We start from the raw sequence: 16,659 nt of genomic DNA, 5'->3' as shown, positions 1-16,659 counted from the left end.
CGTTGTCGCGGTTCATCCCCACAGACGCGGGGAACACTTGAACGTGATGTCAGGCTCTTTGAAATAGCCCGGTTCATCCCCACAGACGCGGGGTGTCACCACCGATGTAAAATTGACCCACCCCATCAATTGAAAATTGACCCACCTCCTACAATGACCGCCTTGATTTACCCAACAGAGGAGCAGGGTGGTGCTGACACAGGAGCGTTATATGGAGATCACAATATTGCACCGGCAAGGGTATGGAACCCGCCGTATTGCCCGCGAACTGGGCATATCCCGTAACACGGTGCGGGAGTGCCTGCGGCATGATGGCCGGTTGCCGCGCAGCTACCATCGCACCACTGTCCGGGTGGCTAAACTGGCGGCATATCAGGCTTATTTGGAAGAGCGGGTGAAGCAGGCGCAACCGCACCGCTTGCCCGCGACGGTGTTGCTGGAGGAAATACGCCAACAAGGTTACACGGGTGGTGTGACGATGTTACGGGCATTTATGCAGGGCTTGTACCCGGCGTTGCCCGTTGAACCCGTGGTACGTTTTGAGACGGAGGCGGGCTTGCAGATGCAGGTGGATTGGACGGTGCTGCAAAGCAAGCCTGTACGGTTGTCGGCATTTGTGGCGACGCTGGGTTATTCGCGTGCCAGCTACGTGGAGTTTGTCAGCGATGAACGTCTGGAAACGTTGCTGGCCTGCCATGTGGCGGCGTTTGGGTGGTTTGGCGGCGTGCCTAAAAAGGTGCTGTACGACAACATGAAGACGGTGGTTCTGGCACGGGATGCGTATGGCGAAGGGGAACACCAGTACCAGCCGGGTTTCCTCGACTTTGCCAAACACTACGGTTTCCTGCCTAAACTGTGCCGCCCGTACCGGGCGCAAACCAAGGGCAAGGTGGAGCGCTTTAACCATTACCTCAAACACAGCTTTTACTTCCCGCTGGTGACACGGCTAGCGCAACAGGGTGTGGCAGTGGATGTGGGCTTGCTGAACGCCGAAGTGCGCCGCTGGTTACAGGACGTGGCAGACCAACGCATTCACGGCACGACCCAAGAACCGCCTGCGCACCGCTTGGTGTTGGAACGCCAGCACTTACAGGCATTACCCTTGTTGCCGTACACCGGGCAGGTAGTGCCAGCGTTGCCTACCGCCATCCCCGGCGGCGCACCGGACAACAGTGGGCAGGCATTACCGCCCCGTACAAGCTGGCAACAAGCGGTTGAACCACTGCAACGCCCGCTGGATGCTTATGATGCACTGTTTTGTGCCAAGGGGGACGGTGTATGAGCTTGCAACACGAGCGCATCCAAAGCCTGTGCCAATCCCTCAGCCTGTCCGCTATTCCTGACCAATACCACGCCTTGGCGCAACAGGCGGTGACGGAAGAACTCAGTTACAGCACCTATCTGGAGCAACTGTTACAGGCCGAACAGGACTTGCGCCAGCGGCGCACCGTGCAGGTGCTGACCAAGATGGCGGGTTTCCCTGCCCTCAAGACGCTGGAGGGTTACGACTTCCGCTTTGCCACGGGTGCACCCCGCAAGCAGGTTGAACAGGCCGCCACCCTCGCTTTTGTCGGACGTTGCGAGAACATTGTGTTGCTGGGGCCATCTGGGGTGGGCAAAACCCATTTGGCGATTGCCATTGCCTATCTGGCCGCCCAGCAACGCATGAAAGTGCGTTTCACCACCGCTGCTGATTTGCTGCTGCAACTGGGCAATGCCCGCGCCCAAGGGCGTTACCGCGAAGCCTTCAACCGCCTTGTTATTGCCCCACGGGTGCTGGTGGTGGATGAGATCGGCTATTTGCCATTGGGTCAGGAACAGGCCAATGACTTCTTCCAAGTGGTGGCAAAACGCTACGAAAAAGGTTCCTTGATCCTCACCTCCAACCTTAACTTTGGGCAGTGGGGGCAGGCGTTCGCCAACGATACGGCACTGACCGCAGCCATGCTTGACCGGCTGTTGCACCATGCCCAAGTCATCAAGATACAGGGGGACAGCTACAGGCTAAAAGACAAGCGCAAGGCGGGCATTTTTACTGCCCCAGAAACAAAAGTTGACTGAATTGGGTGGGTCATTTTTAAAACGGTGATTTTGACGAAAGTGGGTCAGTTTTCAGTCGGTGTTGACAGGGGAACACATGCCGAAAAATTGTGTTCGGTGTAGAAAAACCGGTTCATCCCCACAGACGCGGGGAACACCGACAGGGCGAATGCGTCAATTTCCACGCTGACGGTTCATCCCCACAGACGCGGGGAACACGCGACGGTAGTTCTCAAACACAAAATCTGAGCCGGTTCATCCCCACAGACGCGGGGAACACCTCTCAAATTTTAGGACATACTGCCTGTAACGCGGTTCATCCCCACAGACGCGGGGAACACAGGGCTGTCACCCGAAACCAGCGTGAATATTGCGGTTCATCCCCACAGACGCGGGGAACACTTTTCAAGCTTGGTTAAACGCTCAATCTGTAGCGGTTCATCCCCACAGACGCGGGGAACACGCTAGGTTTATGATTGGTATCAAAAGGTTTCACGGTTCATCCCCACAGACGCGGGGAACACGGCGGTCTCCATTGTGCGGATGTAGCGCGGCCCGGTTCATCCCCACAGACGCGGGGAACACAGCGTCTTGCCATTTGCCACGGTGCATTTTTGCGGTTCATCCCCACAGACGCGGGGAACACGCGCGGCTTCTATCATTTCGCTCATGGCTCACCGGTTCATCCCCACAGACGCGGGGAACACTCTGCCATGAAACAACTCGCTGAAATCGCCGCCGGTTCATCCCCACAGACGCGGGGAACACTAAATTTCGCGGAAGCCCTGTGACAGCGCGGACGGTTCATCCCCACAGACGCGGGGAACACACGCAATACACGCTGCACTTCGGCGGCGATGTCGGTTCATCCCCACAGACGCGGGGAACACGCCCACATGCGTGCCAGTAATTCAGTGTCGCCCGGTTCATCCCCACAGACGCGGGGAACACGTCAAGGCATAAATACAGAACTAGCGAAGTCACGGTTCATCCCCACAGACGCGGGGAACACCAATGTAAATGGTGTGGCACGTCGTTATCACACGGTTCATCCCCACAGACGCGGGGAACACTTAGTAAATTAGCGTCTAGTGGTAATCCAGCGCGGTTCATCCCCACAGACGCGGGGAACACTCAAACGCCTCTTTTTCAAAGTCTAAATCTAACGGTTCATCCCCACAGACGCGGGGAACACTTCTAATCCACTCAGATAAGTGGCATTATTTTCGGTTCATCCCCACAGACGCGGGGAACACGCTAATTTACTAAAACCTGCTAGTAATAACGGCGGTTCATCCCCACAGACGCGGGGAACACAAGTGCAATCGTCAATACACTGACACCCAATACGGTTCATCCCCACAGACGCGGGGAACACCAAATCTTACCATTAACCAATCATCTAATGGTCGGTTCATCCCCACAGACGCGGGGAACACTGGGGTTGCCTTGACTGCGCGGGCATATTTTCCGGTTCATCCCCACAGACGCGGGGAACACTTCCGCCACGCAATCCCTACAGGCACACGCGCCGGTTCATCCCCACAGACGCGGGGAACACTAGCCTGCCCCTGCCCTCGAACACCTGCGCAACGGTTCATCCCCACAGACGCGGGGAACACAACGTACCGCCAGCAGTGGTGCGCCACAACCCCGGTTCATCCCCACAGACGCGGGGAACACGAGCGATTTGTGAAGCAACGCATCAATCAACGCGGTTCATCCCCACAGACGCGGGGAACACTACTCGATCAGGTTGTGTGGATTGGTCAGCATCGGTTCATCCCCACAGACGCGGGGAACACAAGGATGCGCACGGTTATGACGATTGGGAAACCGGTTCATCCCCACAGACGCGGGGAACACTCACGTTCCGCCTGTTGCGCCGCTGCATCCGCCGGTTCATCCCCACAGACGCGGGGAACACGAGCGCCCAACCCAACCACCTCACCGTATCCCCGGTTCATCCCCACAGACGCGGGGAACACATGCCTATCCCGCCGTTCGGCAAGTTCACAAGCGGTTCATCCCCACAGACGCGGGGAACACGGTGCTGATTGCTGTCTAAGTTGGTCAAGCTCCGGTTCATCCCCACAGACGCGGGGAACACTTGTCATAGCTGGATAATCACCGTGAACAATGCGGTTCATCCCCACAGACGCGGGGAACACTTGAGCTTGTCCGCCTTTTCCGACCCAGCCGCCGGTTCATCCCCACAGACGCGGGGAACACTATATTACTGCAACTGTTGCACATCGTCAAGCACGGTTCATCCCCACAGACGCGGGGAACACACCAATTCTACTTCATTGAATCGAAAAAGAAAAAACAGCCTTCCGAAATCTACCAATTTTGTCGCCTAATTTTTGTATATTGTTAAAGAGCATTTTCACCCGCCTCAGGGAAAAAAGACACCAGCCGCAAACCATCCATATCCACCGGAATACGCCGATTTTTGCCCGTCGTCTGAAAATCAAAACCCGACTCGGTATTGGTCGCCCACGCCATCACGATATTGCCTTCATCGCACAGCTCGGTGCATTGTTGCCAAATCATCTCCCGCACCCGCCGCGACACATCGCCCACGTACACCCCCGCCCGCACCTGCAACAACCAAATCGCCAACCGCCCACGCAAGCGAGGAGGCACACTTTCCGTCACAACCACCAACATCGACACGTCATTTACTCCTATGCCCCGCCTCGCCCAACGACTCAGCAGGCGGAATCGCAGGCGGCACGGACTCCGGCGGCATTTCCGGCGGTTTGATTTCGCCTGCTGCCAAAATCTCCTCAATCACCGGAATAATTTTCGCCAGCGTATTCTGCGCCCGAAACGCATCCCGACACGCCAAGCGCACCTCACGATCAGGGTTGCGCGGATTCTTCGCCGCAATCTTAAATGCTATCGGCACAACGGTATCAAACTTGAACACATCCGCAATGTCATACACAAACGACAACGGCTTACCCCAATGGATAAACCCAATCGCAGGCGCATACCCCGCCGCCAACACCGCCGCCTCGGTAATCCCATACAAACACGCCGTCGCAGCACTCATGCACCGATTCGGCACATCGCTCATATCCCAATTTTCCGGGTCATAATTGCGCCGTTTCCACTCCACCCCGTATTTCTTCGCCAGCAACTCATACGTCTTGCGAACCCGCGCCCCCTCAATGCCACGCAACTGCTCCACACTACGCTTTGCCGGAGCCGCCTCACCGAAGCGGATTTCGTACATCTTGCGCACCACTTTCAGGCGCAACTCATCATCCAACGCCAACTTCGCCTGATACAGCAAACGCTCAGAACGCGCCCCGCCCGGTTGCCCCGACGAATACACCCGCACCCCAGCCTCACCCACCCACACCAACAACGTCCCCACCTCCGCCGCCAGCTTGATTGCCGCATGAGAAACCCGCGTCCCCGGTTCGAGCATAATGCACGCAATCGACCCCACCGGAATGTGGGTACGCACCTCATTCTCCTGAATCAGCACGAAGGCATTATCTTTCACATCAATCTGCCCGTATTGCAGAAAGATCATCGACACGCGGTCTTTCATCATCAGCGGTTTGAGCGGGAGGTAGGGGGTGTCAGCCATGATTACGCTCTCCGAATTAACATAAGACCACAACCGAAGGCTTTAGAACGCCCCAAACCTTTGAATAACACTTCACGGATAAACACTTCAGCATCTGTCACTTGCAATATGCCCCGCAAATCCGCACTGGTGAAGGTACGGCGATTGGGATCACCCGGCTTGATCACTTCATGAATTTGCGTGTTCTCGACAACCAAAGATTCTGACTGAAGCTGAAAACCACCTTTTTCACCTTGCGTCAATAACCAATCGTGCAATTCATCCGACTTCAGCAAACCAACCCGTTTACGCTGTTTAATCTCCTTTGGACGTTGAAGTGTTTTCACCGCATTAGCCCGCAAACTGAATTGCAAGCTATCTCCTGTTGACAACGTTGGCTCATACAAACGGCTGGAACAATTCAGGTAATCAACCTTCACTTCTGGCTCACGTTCCGACAACAGATAGTAAAAAGGCAGATCACCCTCATCCGTGCGCCGGTACATAAAATTCCGTTTTGCTGTTTCATCCTTTGGCAACAAATCCCAAATCATCTGATGCTCGTAAAACAGATTTTTATCGACCTGACTCAACACTTCAACCATGCGTTGCCAACGGGAGCGTACAAACTCAACTTTACTTAAATACATCAACTTTTCCCCGCTGTTAACAACACATGCTCTTCACGACTGACAAACTGCCAACGCGCACGGCTTAATGGCTGGTCATAACGGGGTACACGATAGGTTGCCTTTAGCTCCGTTTCACAGCCAGCCGTTTGTTCCCAGTAGTAACGAGGCTGACTATCTTTGAACAATCCGAATAAACAGCCATCAATCGAATATTGGTCTAACGCCTGCTCAAAGTTAGTCACTTTAAAAATCAGCGGATTTAAATGCACTGCAAGCGGGCAAGATTTACGCCCCAAATACAAGTGGTAATGCGGCTGCTGCAAGGCTTGTTGCAGTTGAGTTAAATCGTATGTGCTTTGCCCCTCCAACCAAACCGCAACCACGCTCAAACTCTCCTGCTGGTAGCTGCGAAAAGACAAAATTGTCCCTAATTTCGGTTCAGACAATTCATCCTTACGGGTAGCTAAATGCTTGGCTTTTTTATTCTGCGGTGGCACTTGCGCGGTATGGAAATCGCGCAGTGCTAACCCCGGCGTATAGAGCTTAACGGCAAAATGACAAGCATCACTGAGTTGCTGATGTTGTGCCTCATCGTCACGCTCAATACCCAACGCAGCACCCAACAAACCCAGCAAGGCAGAACGCGAAGGGTGGTCAGCCGTCGGGCGCTCCTGCCCCACTGCTTGATCGCCCCATGACACCAGCGGCGCATAAAGCTGGAATACCAGATAATCCCGCATACTTACTCCGCAACAAATTGGAGAATGGCGTTTAAACTACCTTCACCCTTTTGGGCATTCATGCTGTGATGAGCATCGGCACACGCACCATAAACCGCATCAAAACGTTCCCGCTGCATTTCAAGTGCGCTAATTGCAGCACTCATCGGATCATCACCCTTGACTGCTTTCAAGAAGGCAACCGACAAAGAACGGGGTTGTTGTGTCCCTTTTTCTGCCAGCAAGTACGATGTGTAAGCACGGGAGGCAAATGAATTTTGTTTGCCCGTCGGGGAAACTTTCGCGGCAGTTTCCACTAAGGCTTGAATCGCTTGATTGGCTAATGCCTCATCCTGCAAATTATCCACCAACTGCGTTTTGTTGATGCACAGGTACAAGTAAAAAATACCCGAACCAAAAGCCGCTTCACCCATGTGACCTGCACCAGCGTCTTCATCATGCTTATTCAGATCATCAACCGCAGTGAAGAAATCATCTTCAATCTTTACCGAATTGACAGTAATCGCATGAGCAACCTGCACCGCTGCCTCAACATTTTTCAAGGGGTCATCGGCTAACATACGTCCAAACATCGCAATGTCTACCGCTTTAGGGCGTTGACGCAGCAAATCCACTTCTTTATCGGTTGGTTCACGGTTTTCTGTGGCTACTAGATCAGCCAAATCCAAGGCTGCTTGCTGCTCTTCAGGCGCGATATGCACTAATTGCGACAGATGAGCCTTGAAGATTTTATGTGCCTCAACCTTACCAAACTTACTGACTATTTTCTCTGCCCATTTTTCGGCAGCTTTTTCTTTAACACCTTTAGTAATCAGGTGATTATAAACATCATGCCCGAAACGTTTGGTTCTAATGCCTTTCCATCCACTCAATGCACCTTCTTCAAATGCAGGGGAAGTACGCCATGCACGTTTTAAACTTTGCGATGAAACCCGTAAACGCTCCGTACCACCAACTAATGCCGTTTTTGGCCTACCCAAATCATCGCGGTTCAAGTTGGAAGGTGGATAAGCAGTCAGTAAATGCAGTTGAATAAATTGCGACACAATCAAGCTCCTTATTTGTCTTGTTGGTAAGTAAATATTTCTTGGTAATAGTCTTTGGCGAGTTTGAATTGAAAGCTCTTCTCGCCACGGTACTCATCAGGTTTTTTCAACGCTCTAAAGCGGTAAAAAATATCATCGGCCAAATAGATGGGATTGATTTTCTTATCTAAGTGTTTAGCAATACGACGCAGCTTTTCGAGAAAGTCATCATCATCTTGGCTGTTGGCTTGTAGTAATCGCTGAAAGCGTAACTCGCTAATCACGGGCTTCTTCGCACCACTATCCCGTTCAGCACCCATTTCTATTGCCAATCGTGTCTTACGCTCTTGCATGAGTTTTTCAAAACGTTCCTCCACCTTTGCCTCTAATACGGAGTTGGGTATTTTAATATGTACTAACACACACGCAACGCTAGCAATTGCCTCTGGAAAAACCTTGAGTCCTAACTGCCGTAACGCAAACTGCAAACGATGAAAGCCTATTTGTTCCATAGCAACATTGATACTATCACAGCGTTTCAAAGCAGCCCGCTCTCCTTTACGTTGTTCCAATCCTATCCACCAATTGAAAATGGCGTATTGTTCCTGCGTATTTCTTAATACCAAAAACCACGGTTTATCACTCATTAAACGGACTCCTGTACTTTTAGATGTCTTAATGCCACGTCGAGGAAGTAGGCTAAACCATCACCTTTTACTTGCTTACCAGTCTCTGTTTTCTTGATTGCTTTACCATGACGAGCTTTAATCACCCGCTTTAAATCACCATCTTCGTTGGCACTGGTCAAAGCGTAATCATCAAATAGCTGGAAGGCAAAATGCTTCAAAGTTTTGCCCCACTCCTGAAGAATCGGGGGAATGTTATCTTCATTGCCTTCATTAACAGCAACTATTAGCGGTTTTAAGAGTGAATAGAATGCGCTTTCTGTCCCAGCCCAAAAGTTGGCATCAATATCGACTGCTTTTTCATTGAATTTTTTGGCATTTTGGTCGTTTTTCGGATTAGCAAACCATGCGGTTTTAATCGCACTTTTGACCGCATTCAGGGTATCGCTTGCTGCTTTCAGCATGACCTTGACGGCATGTTGCAAATCTTCATAAGCGGCAGGTTCAATATCGTAAAGCGGCATGGTAGCTTCATACCAACAACGCGCTTTCATATTGTCCATGTCATAACCGAACGCCCATAACCTTGCTTCAAATCCACCCTTTATCCAACTTCGACGCGAATCATCACGGTATTTTTGTACAATCAAGGCGGCTGCGCGTTTTTTATTGCCGTCTTCATTCACGGCTGCCAATTCCAGCCAATGCCGATAACCTAAGCCACCGGGTTGTGCTTTAATCGAGTAGGATTCTTTACCCGTTTCGGAAGCATACGGTGTCAATGGATGCGCCCATGAACCGGCATAATTCACGCCGTAATTTTGGGTATGGTATGCACTCACCAACGTATCGCTGGTTTCACCACTAATATCGCACATTCCTCCCGTGCCACCCCAATGCAGACGGATACGGCGCGGCATAGACCAATACATTTGTAACGGATGCGCATGTTCGGGATAGGTTTCTGAACCTTTGTCTTTACTGACACGAGTCTTAGCCATCCACGGAAAAATGGCACTATGACCTTCCAAACTGCTATTACCTTGCAGCTCAAACATTTCATCCTGCGTCAACACATTCAACCACAGGCGATGCCAAAGCGTGTTGTATTCGGGTTTATCGGGCGGCAATACCAAGGTCGTCAATGGGCCACCACCCCGCAAGGAAACCCGATGCCCCTGCCCTCCAGCAGGTGCATTAATTTGCAGTGTAAACAAAGCAATCGCCGCCCAATACGGTGAAATATTCTCAACTGCTCCATCTTTGATGAAATGATCTTGATTGTTTTTAATCGTATTCTCACCCGGAGCTTCGATAAGCAACCCTGCTATGTCGCTCTCTGCCCCCTCAGGTAAATCAAAATCCTGCATAAAAGCGGATTTGCCGTTTGCGGTATCCATGTTAAAAGCGGCTTCAAATCCAGTAAATGCAGCGGAGAGTTCTGCCCCTGTCGGTGGTTTTTTCCAGTATTTCACCCACTCCTTGCGGTCAGCGGGTGCAAATGTGGTTTGCAGTAAACCGATTAAAAGCTGATATAACGCACCTTTGAAATCGGCACGGGGAGCATAGAGATCAATATAATCGGGGTTGCCAATTTCACTGATAGTGACTTTTTGTCGATTTTGAATAGGCGTTTGTACATTTAACCAAACATCGGTCAAAAGATTCATGACTTTCCTTTATTTCCCAACTGTTTTAGTTTTTCAACACAATAACTTGCGCTGGGACAATTCTCATGACTGGCAGCACGTTCAAGATCAAAGCGTTGATCACGGATAAATTTACGGGCGAATCCGGGTTTTGAACCGGGGCCACGATTGGCTGCTTTGCCATAATTTTTCAACGCATCCCAAGGCTGCATATGACTTTCTGGCACAGGTTCATAAAACTGACCATCACGTAACCACGAGCGCATTGCTTCAGTATCTGCTAGAAACCACGCCTCTAGCGCATTACGTGCAATCACCACCAGATCAATGTGGCGACTACCTATCCGTTTTTTACGTTCAGTGATGCACAATACATCAGCATCAGGGTCGAGATCGGCTAAAACGACAATCACATCGGGTGCATCCTGCTTACGAATTTTTTCTGCCAATGCCTCCAGTTTCGCGGCGCACATATTGCCTTTCCCTTTGCAGTTGCCATCCTTTGGGTTGCCAATGAGTTCAATGCCACAATATTGCATGAGCCATTTCTTGAAATAATCGCTGCGTACCAATTCAATTTCAGTTTGCCCTTCGACGATAAAACTGGCTTTTACCACGGCACACCTCCATCAAACAGATTGGAGAGCCATAACTCATCCAAACTCAGCGGCGCAAGATCCTCATCTGTCAAACGACCATCCGAGGCATGTTTCAAGGTAGTACGTCCCAAATGCTTGTTGACCATCCAAAACTCATGCAATTGTAACTGCCTCACAATGGCCTCACTGTGGGTTGTTATCCAGACAGGGCTACGTTCATGAGCAGATTCACGCATCAGGTTAACCATTTCCTGAATCGCTTTGGGGTGAAGACCCTGCTCAGGCTCTTCCAACAAGATCATCCCGTATTTTTTAGGCGCATCAAAAATAGCAACCAACAAGCACAACAGATACATCGTTCCATCAGAAACCATATTGGCTGGAAAAGACTCCTTTGTACCTACCTCTTTAAAAGAAATACCCGTTGTTTGGGTAAGGTTCTTCCTGCCAATGGATATTTTCTCCAAGCCAGAAACAACCATTTCCATCCACTCTATAATCTGTTCGCGAGTATTTTTATCGCGTTCTAGGCGTTGTAAGACTGAAGCTAAATTGCCACCGTCACGATGTAAAACTGAGCTATCCTCTGCACCTCTGTTAGCTTGTGCAGCACGTAATGGCTGAATCCGGTAAATTCGCACATTTGTCAGAAATTCCCGTAACGGTAGATTGTCGTACAACAATAATGCCGAATGGTTTTCGGATAAATTCTGTTCTTTATCATCGACAATGGGCTTATTATTTTCTCCCCATTTTCTTGAGAGCGATATTTTGCCGTCGATGAGCAAACGCTCTTCGATGCCTGCTTTGCTATCCAGATTGTGCAATATCAGCGTGTAGTGATATTGCTTGCCGCCCAACTCACACACCAACACAAAACGGAATTTAGGAGCAGCACTAGGATAAGGGTGTTTTGCAGGTCGAAAATGCTGATAACCGCCCTGTTGGTTCACAGCCGCCTCTACGCCATTGCGAATAAACTGCCCAACAAAGTCTAGTGCATCAAAGAAGTTACTTTTGCCGCTGCCATTCGCCCCCGCGAAGACAGAAAAGCAGCCCATATTTTCCACACGGAGATCATCGAGACTTTTGAAGCCCCTAATGTGTAATTTTTTGATAAAAACGCTCATGTGCCTATCCCAACCATAAACCAATCTCCTCATTGTAGTGGACAATCACGCCACGACCACTGGAATCTATTGCACTCCCAACCCATGATTCACCAGAAGCCTCGTGGGTTAACGGTACAATCACACTGTACTGGTCAAACAGCTTTTCAGTCTCCCGCAAACGCTCCAGTGCCGCAACTAAGGCAACATCCTTGATCACTGCTACTTTCTCCAACTGTTTGGAACTCACCCTCACACTGCTTAAATCCCAGCAATAGCGATCATCACTCACCCACGGACGCAACAAACCATCCTGCCAACAAGCAAGGTAAACAGTATGGGTATCATCCCCCAAGCGCGTTGCCAGCTTGACCTCCTCATCCCAAGCACGGCTGTTGACGGTGTAACCTAATGCCAGTTTCAACGCCAACGCATCACCCATATCTTTCTTGGCATGTGTTTCGCCCAAGGCTTTTTGGGTACTACCCGCCAGGGCTTCTGGTATGCCCTCATCTGCTTCGTCATACACAAACTCCAGCAACTGTCGAGCGTCTTCCGGCATTGTCCAACCTTGCATCCGTGCCAATATCTGACTGGTACGCCACAACACCAGCGTATGCGGGTACACAAAGTGGGCTTTCGGGAATAGTTGCTTATACCAATCTTGCTGGGGTTCATCTGTCAACGCAGGGGAAAAGACAGTGAGTGTTGGCGTACCACGCTGATCCAGTTGCCCATGAGCGAGTGGCTTGCCCAATGCATCACGGCTGTGCCGCTGCAAACGCCCTGCCCGCTGAATCAACAAGTCGATAGGCGCAAGATCGGAAATCATCACATCGAAATCCAAATCCAGCGACTGCTCAACCACTTGTGTTGCAATCAATACACGCCCTTGACGTTGTTCTGGGGTGGATTGCTTGCCAAAATAATCCAGTACTTGCCGCTCAATCGTCAAACGGTCATGCAGGGCATAGCGGCTGTGGAATAAATGCAATTTGCCACTATCAATCCAGTCGTAGCCTGCCAATTGCTGCCACGCATCGCGGGCATCTGATACCGTATTGCGAATCCAGCAAACGCTTTTTCCTAACGCAACCGCTTGCTGAATCGTTTGCAATACGGCTTTTTCATCATGGCAAAACTGTACTTGCACCGCTCGCCGCACGGACTCACGAGTCTGTAAGGGTTGCTCCAAAAGAGGTAAATCCTTGGCAACTTGAGTCAACAAAGGGTAATCAGTTTTACCAGTGTAGGGTTTAGCAGCGTATTTCTTGCCATAGAAAGCGGCAATCAGGGTTTCCCGTTGGTATTGGGTCAGGGTAGCCGACAATAAAATAATGCTGCCACCTAATGCCGCATGAAACTCCACCAGCGTTTTTAACAATTGGTTGGTGTAAGCATCATACGCATGGACTTCATCCAGAATCAGTACCTTGTTGAGCAAACCCAGCAAACGTAACGACTGGTGACGGGCAGGCATCACGCCCAATAAGGCTTGGTCAATCGTGCCAATACCAACATCCGCCAACAATGCTTTTTTACGGTTGTCTGCTAACCAGCGATTACACTGAGCCGTAATATTTTCTTCATCGGCATAGTTCTGTTCTGCCCGCTGTGCAGCCAACAGTGATTCCTGAAACTTTTCCGATAAGTGTCGTGCGCTATGACTGAGTATCAAACTGGGCTGGCTACCTTCTGCATAAAACCGCAGGTAAGCATCAGTCATACGCTCATACATTGCGTTCGCCGTTGCCATCGTCGGCAATCCTACGTAGATACCTTCAGCTTGCCCTGCCTCCATCAAACGCTGTGCCAACATCAGGGCAGCTTCTGTTTTACCTGCGCCCGTCACATCTTCGAGGATGAACAGTTGTGGTTCAGCACTGATCGGTATGGTCGAGCAGTATGCTTGCAAGGGAGTCTGATCTTGGATAAAGGGGAACAGGCTTTGTAAGTTTTGATGTTCCACCCTTGGTTTGGGTAACAAACCTGCTGCTCTGATGGCTGTCTCTGCCGCTGGCAATGCCACATTTTGCCAATACCGAGGCAAATCCATGCGTTCATCGTGGTAAGTAAACAAAGCATGGTTAGAACCCAACCAGTCACACAACACCGCAAGACCTGCCAGTATCCAACTCACTCTTGCTTGCTGTTTTACCCAGTCAGAATCAGCACCAGCATTGACTACGCATTCAATATCCGGGCTTACCAGTTGTCGCCAATCATTGAAATACGCTAACGCTGCGGCTTGATCAAAGTCAGTGAAGTGATTTTTGAGGGGTTCGTGTTTATCAGGAGGCCAACCGTGATGACCGAACACAGGTTGCAGCCAATATTTGATAGCATCTTCAAGGAAATCTTCACAGTCGGGGGATTGCTCTAGCCATTCGTCTTTCAAAAACCGCTGCCAAAGCATTTCACCCAAACTATCATGACGGACACTGTAGTTTTTCTTTTTGATGATGGTGTCAGGCCAAAATTGCTGGCGTAAGTCCGGGCGCAACTGCTGGAAACTTTCAGCAAATTTCCCAAGATCATGAATACCCAATAAAAATACGCACCATTGCACAGCATCTGCTTCGGACAATTGCATCAATACTGCCAATCGTTTACGTAAGAAAGCATGTTGTTGCAGCAATACCTGCCCCACCGCCGCCACATCCAACGAATGATACGGCAACAAATGCCATTGCGCCCCCGCCTCATCCTGCCCCGGCTTCGCCTTGCCCCAATACTTAAAATACGGCAATCCAGCACCCATTCACAGCCCCAATTAATAATAGAAATATGCCCAATGAATGGATTATTCACCTTAAATACCGCACATTCAATAAAAATTAACCACGCATCGCCGTATAGCCAAAAATCTGTAAACCTCCCTGCCAACCCTGTATACACTCACTCCCAATACAACAGGAAGCCGCCATGCAAACCGATGCCACGTCAGTCACCAAACCCCGCAAACCGCTATTAGCCGTGCTCATGTCCGCCCTCCTCCCCGGTTTAGGGCAACTTTATAACGGCGAATTTCACAAAGCCGTCTGGTTATTCCTAGGGTTCGCGTTGCTAACCGTACCGGCGATTGCCATCGTTGCTTTATACTTACCAGTGAGTTGGACATCACCCACCCTGTTTATTGGTCTGGTTTTACTGATTGCTCTCTGGATTTATGGCGTAATAAATGCGTGGCGTCGCGCTCGCCAACAACCCGATTACGTACCGAAAAACTGGCAAAGTGGTGGTATTTATGTCTTGGTATTTTTGGTGTGCAGTGTCATTGCACTGCCGCTATTGAGTGCGCAAATTCGGCAACACGCCGTAGAGAGCATGTTAGTCCCCTCCTCCAGCATGGAACCGAATGTGCTGAAACTTGACATGATTTTCGTCGACAAGCGTTATAACCGTATCGGTGCAACGCAAGGGATCAAGCGCGGTGACATTGCCGTATTCATTTACCCTAACGCCCGCAACACCTATTACATCAAGCGCATCATCGGTTTGCCGGGGGAAAAGGTCAGCATCCAAGGTGCGGAAGTCTTCATCAATGGTAAACCGTTGCGTTTACGCACCCAGCCCGCCACCGATGGTTTATTGGTAACAGAAACCGATGGAACAATAAGCTGGAAGGTCTTCTGGAACAATAAGAAACAGCAATTACCGCAGACAGAATTGCACATCCCACCGGGGCAAGTGTTTGTATTGGGAGATAACCGTACCGATAGCAACGATTCACGCTTTTTTGGTACAGTCCCCTTGCAAGATGTGGTCGGTAAAGCCCGCCAAGTCTGGTTCTCTGCGCAAGGCAATCAAGTACGTTGGGAACGCCTCGGCAAACTGTTACATTAGAATGGCATGAATGACTTAAACATTTTCATGAAGGGGCTAACAGTTGAGGCGGCTTCTCCCATAGGGGCAGCGGCCTGAGCCAACGTACCAACTTTTTGATTCATTTGCGCCACATTGCCACTCATGTACGCGACGTTATTATTCATGTAATACATCGACTGGTTCATCGCCTGAGTGCTTTGCGCCATCGCTTGGGTATCGGTTGCCATCGTGCCAATGTGCCCGTTCATGGTGTTGATATTACCCGACATGGTGATCATGGAAGCTTGCATACTGCTCATGATGTACATCATGTAACCACCTGCCGCTCCCGCCAACACGATCACCGGAAACAACCACAAACGTTGCTTGGGTTTCGCCACTGCCAGCGTTTGCTGCACCTGTTGCAACTCATGCATCTTCGCTTCAAGTTTTTGCTCGCGCTCATTGAATTCCTGATGCAAACGCTTGAATGCATGTTCCAGCCGTTCACTCACGCCGTCCACTGTTGGCTGATGTTCTACCGATTTGTTAGCCGCTTGCACCCACCATGGAATCAAACGCTCCAACAAATTCGGTGTCACCGTGACTAAGGCTTGGGAAGTGGACTTTTTTACCCGCGTTGCTGCACGCACGCGTTTAGGACTAGGCTTCAGCACCATGTCATGACGTTTGACAATACGCATGGCGATGGCTTTGCCCGTTCCCTCCACCTGTGCGGATTTTATTTCAGGGATGGCATTGCCGAAGACATCCAGCCCAACATTCACTTGGTGAGCTTGTTTGCTCTTGGTGTTAGTATGTTTCATATCGCCAGTATATAAGCGG

The 16,659-nt window shown here is 50.4% G+C and carries 14 protein-coding genes and 1 CRISPR repeat array; of the genes, 3 read left to right on the top strand and 11 right to left on the bottom strand.

Annotation, left to right across the window (positions count from 1 at the left end):
- The first annotated feature begins 190 nt into the window (after nt 1-190).
- Nucleotides 191-1,282 carry an IS21 family transposase gene (istA, locus tag BLV87_RS12065; protein ID WP_425441556.1) on the top strand — a complete coding sequence of 364 codons (1,092 nt, stop codon included), beginning with the start codon at nt 191-193 and terminating at the stop codon, nt 1,280-1,282.
- Entirely contained in the window at nt 1,279-2,061 is a 783-nt protein-coding gene (istB, locus tag BLV87_RS12060) for an IS21-like element helper ATPase IstB (protein ID WP_093069013.1), read from the top strand. The genes istA and istB overlap by 4 nt, the downstream gene beginning before the upstream one ends.
- Nucleotides 2,062-2,169: 108 nt before the next feature.
- A CRISPR array of direct repeats spans nt 2,170-4,334; the repeat unit is 29 nt; unit sequence CGGTTCATCCCCACAGACGCGGGGAACAC.
- Between the two features lie 82 nt (nt 4,335-4,416).
- On the opposite strand, the gene cas2e is transcribed toward istB, so the two are convergent.
- From cas2e to BLV87_RS12010, 10 genes are read right to left on the bottom strand one after another with little or no spacing between them, the layout of a single operon-like run.
- Nucleotides 4,417-4,713: a type I-E CRISPR-associated endoribonuclease Cas2e gene (gene cas2e / locus BLV87_RS12055; protein ID WP_342719506.1), complete on the bottom strand. Its 297-nt coding sequence runs from the start codon at nt 4,711-4,713 to the stop codon at nt 4,417-4,419.
- A 7-nt stretch (nt 4,714-4,720) separates the two neighbouring features.
- Nucleotides 4,721-5,647, bottom strand: a complete 927-nt coding sequence (gene cas1e, locus BLV87_RS12050; RefSeq protein WP_245707016.1) for a type I-E CRISPR-associated endonuclease Cas1e — start codon at nt 5,645-5,647, stop codon at nt 4,721-4,723.
- 2 nt (nt 5,648-5,649) lie between these two features.
- Nucleotides 5,650-6,276 carry a type I-E CRISPR-associated protein Cas6/Cse3/CasE gene (gene cas6e / locus BLV87_RS12045; protein WP_093069009.1) on the bottom strand — a complete coding sequence of 209 codons (627 nt, stop codon included), beginning with the start codon at nt 6,274-6,276 and terminating at the stop codon, nt 5,650-5,652.
- A complete protein-coding gene (gene cas5e / locus BLV87_RS12040; protein WP_093069008.1) occupies nt 6,276-6,998 on the bottom strand; it encodes a type I-E CRISPR-associated protein Cas5/CasD in 723 nt (240 codons plus the stop codon). Before cas5e ends, cas6e begins: the two co-directional genes overlap by 1 nt.
- 2 nt (nt 6,999-7,000) lie before the next feature.
- Nucleotides 7,001-8,044, bottom strand: coding sequence for a type I-E CRISPR-associated protein Cas7/Cse4/CasC (cas7e, locus tag BLV87_RS12035; RefSeq protein WP_093069007.1), 1,044 nt, complete (start codon nt 8,042-8,044; stop codon nt 7,001-7,003).
- An 11-nt stretch (nt 8,045-8,055) separates the two neighbouring features.
- Entirely contained in the window at nt 8,056-8,670 is a 615-nt protein-coding gene (casB, locus tag BLV87_RS12030; RefSeq protein ID WP_093069005.1) for a type I-E CRISPR-associated protein Cse2/CasB, read from the bottom strand.
- The gene (gene casA / locus BLV87_RS12025; RefSeq protein WP_093069004.1) at nt 8,670-10,319 is read right to left on the bottom strand and encodes a type I-E CRISPR-associated protein Cse1/CasA; all 1,650 of its coding nucleotides are present in this window, start codon (nt 10,317-10,319) and stop codon (nt 8,670-8,672) included. Before casA ends, casB begins: the two co-directional genes overlap by 1 nt.
- Nucleotides 10,316-10,915, bottom strand: coding sequence for a hypothetical protein (locus tag BLV87_RS12020; protein ID WP_093069003.1), 600 nt, complete (start codon nt 10,913-10,915; stop codon nt 10,316-10,318). The genes casA and BLV87_RS12020 overlap by 4 nt, the downstream gene beginning before the upstream one ends.
- On the bottom strand, nt 10,909-12,027 hold the full coding sequence (locus tag BLV87_RS12015; RefSeq protein ID WP_175517924.1) for an AAA family ATPase: 1,119 nt from the start codon (nt 12,025-12,027) through the stop codon (nt 10,909-10,911). Before BLV87_RS12015 ends, BLV87_RS12020 begins: the two co-directional genes overlap by 7 nt.
- 4 nt (nt 12,028-12,031) lie before the next feature.
- Nucleotides 12,032-14,767, bottom strand: coding sequence for a CRISPR-associated helicase/endonuclease Cas3 (locus tag BLV87_RS12010; protein ID WP_093069000.1), 2,736 nt, complete (start codon nt 14,765-14,767; stop codon nt 12,032-12,034).
- Between the two features lie 164 nt (nt 14,768-14,931).
- On the opposite strand from BLV87_RS12010, the gene lepB reads away from it, so the two are divergent.
- Nucleotides 14,932-15,852 (top strand): signal peptidase I, encoded by a 921-nt coding sequence (gene lepB / locus BLV87_RS12005; protein ID WP_093068998.1) that lies wholly within the window; start codon nt 14,932-14,934, stop codon nt 15,850-15,852.
- Here lepB and BLV87_RS12000 read toward each other — a convergent pair.
- Nucleotides 15,849-16,640: a hypothetical protein gene (locus BLV87_RS12000; protein WP_093068994.1), complete on the bottom strand. Its 792-nt coding sequence runs from the start codon at nt 16,638-16,640 to the stop codon at nt 15,849-15,851. The two genes, lepB and BLV87_RS12000, sit on opposite strands and share 4 nt — an antisense overlap.
- Between the last annotated feature and the right edge of the window lie 19 nt (nt 16,641-16,659).

Source organism: Thiothrix caldifontis (assembly GCF_900107695.1).
Taxonomy (GTDB): Bacteria; Pseudomonadota; Gammaproteobacteria; order Thiotrichales; family Thiotrichaceae; genus Thiothrix; species Thiothrix caldifontis.
Note: the sequence above shows the minus strand (reverse complement) of the source record. Positions and strands in the feature narration are given on the sequence as shown.

What these genes read in the sequence shown, in the direction of transcription:
- lepB (WP_093068998.1), top strand. Translation starts at nt 14,932, where the DNA reads ATGCAAACCGATGCCACGTCAGTCACCAAACCCCGCAAACCGCTATTA.
- cas5e (WP_093069008.1), bottom strand. Translation starts at nt 6,998, where the DNA reads ATGCGGGATTATCTGGTATTCCAGCTTTATGCGCCGCTGGTGTCATGG.
- cas6e (WP_093069009.1), bottom strand. Translation starts at nt 6,276, where the DNA reads ATGTATTTAAGTAAAGTTGAGTTTGTACGCTCCCGTTGGCAACGCATG.
- istB (WP_093069013.1), top strand. Translation starts at nt 1,279, where the DNA reads ATGAGCTTGCAACACGAGCGCATCCAAAGCCTGTGCCAATCCCTCAGC.
- cas1e (WP_245707016.1), bottom strand. Translation starts at nt 5,647, where the DNA reads ATGGCTGACACCCCCTACCTCCCGCTCAAACCGCTGATGATGAAAGAC.
- cas2e (WP_342719506.1), bottom strand. Translation starts at nt 4,713, where the DNA reads ATGTTGGTGGTTGTGACGGAAAGTGTGCCTCCTCGCTTGCGTGGGCGG.
- casB (WP_093069005.1), bottom strand. Translation starts at nt 8,670, where the DNA reads ATGAGTGATAAACCGTGGTTTTTGGTATTAAGAAATACGCAGGAACAA.
- BLV87_RS12015 (WP_175517924.1), bottom strand. Translation starts at nt 12,027, where the DNA reads ATGAGCGTTTTTATCAAAAAATTACACATTAGGGGCTTCAAAAGTCTC.
- BLV87_RS12000 (WP_093068994.1), bottom strand. Translation starts at nt 16,640, where the DNA reads ATGAAACATACTAACACCAAGAGCAAACAAGCTCACCAAGTGAATGTT.
- casA (WP_093069004.1), bottom strand. Translation starts at nt 10,319, where the DNA reads ATGAATCTTTTGACCGATGTTTGGTTAAATGTACAAACGCCTATTCAA.
- BLV87_RS12010 (WP_093069000.1), bottom strand. Translation starts at nt 14,767, where the DNA reads ATGGGTGCTGGATTGCCGTATTTTAAGTATTGGGGCAAGGCGAAGCCG.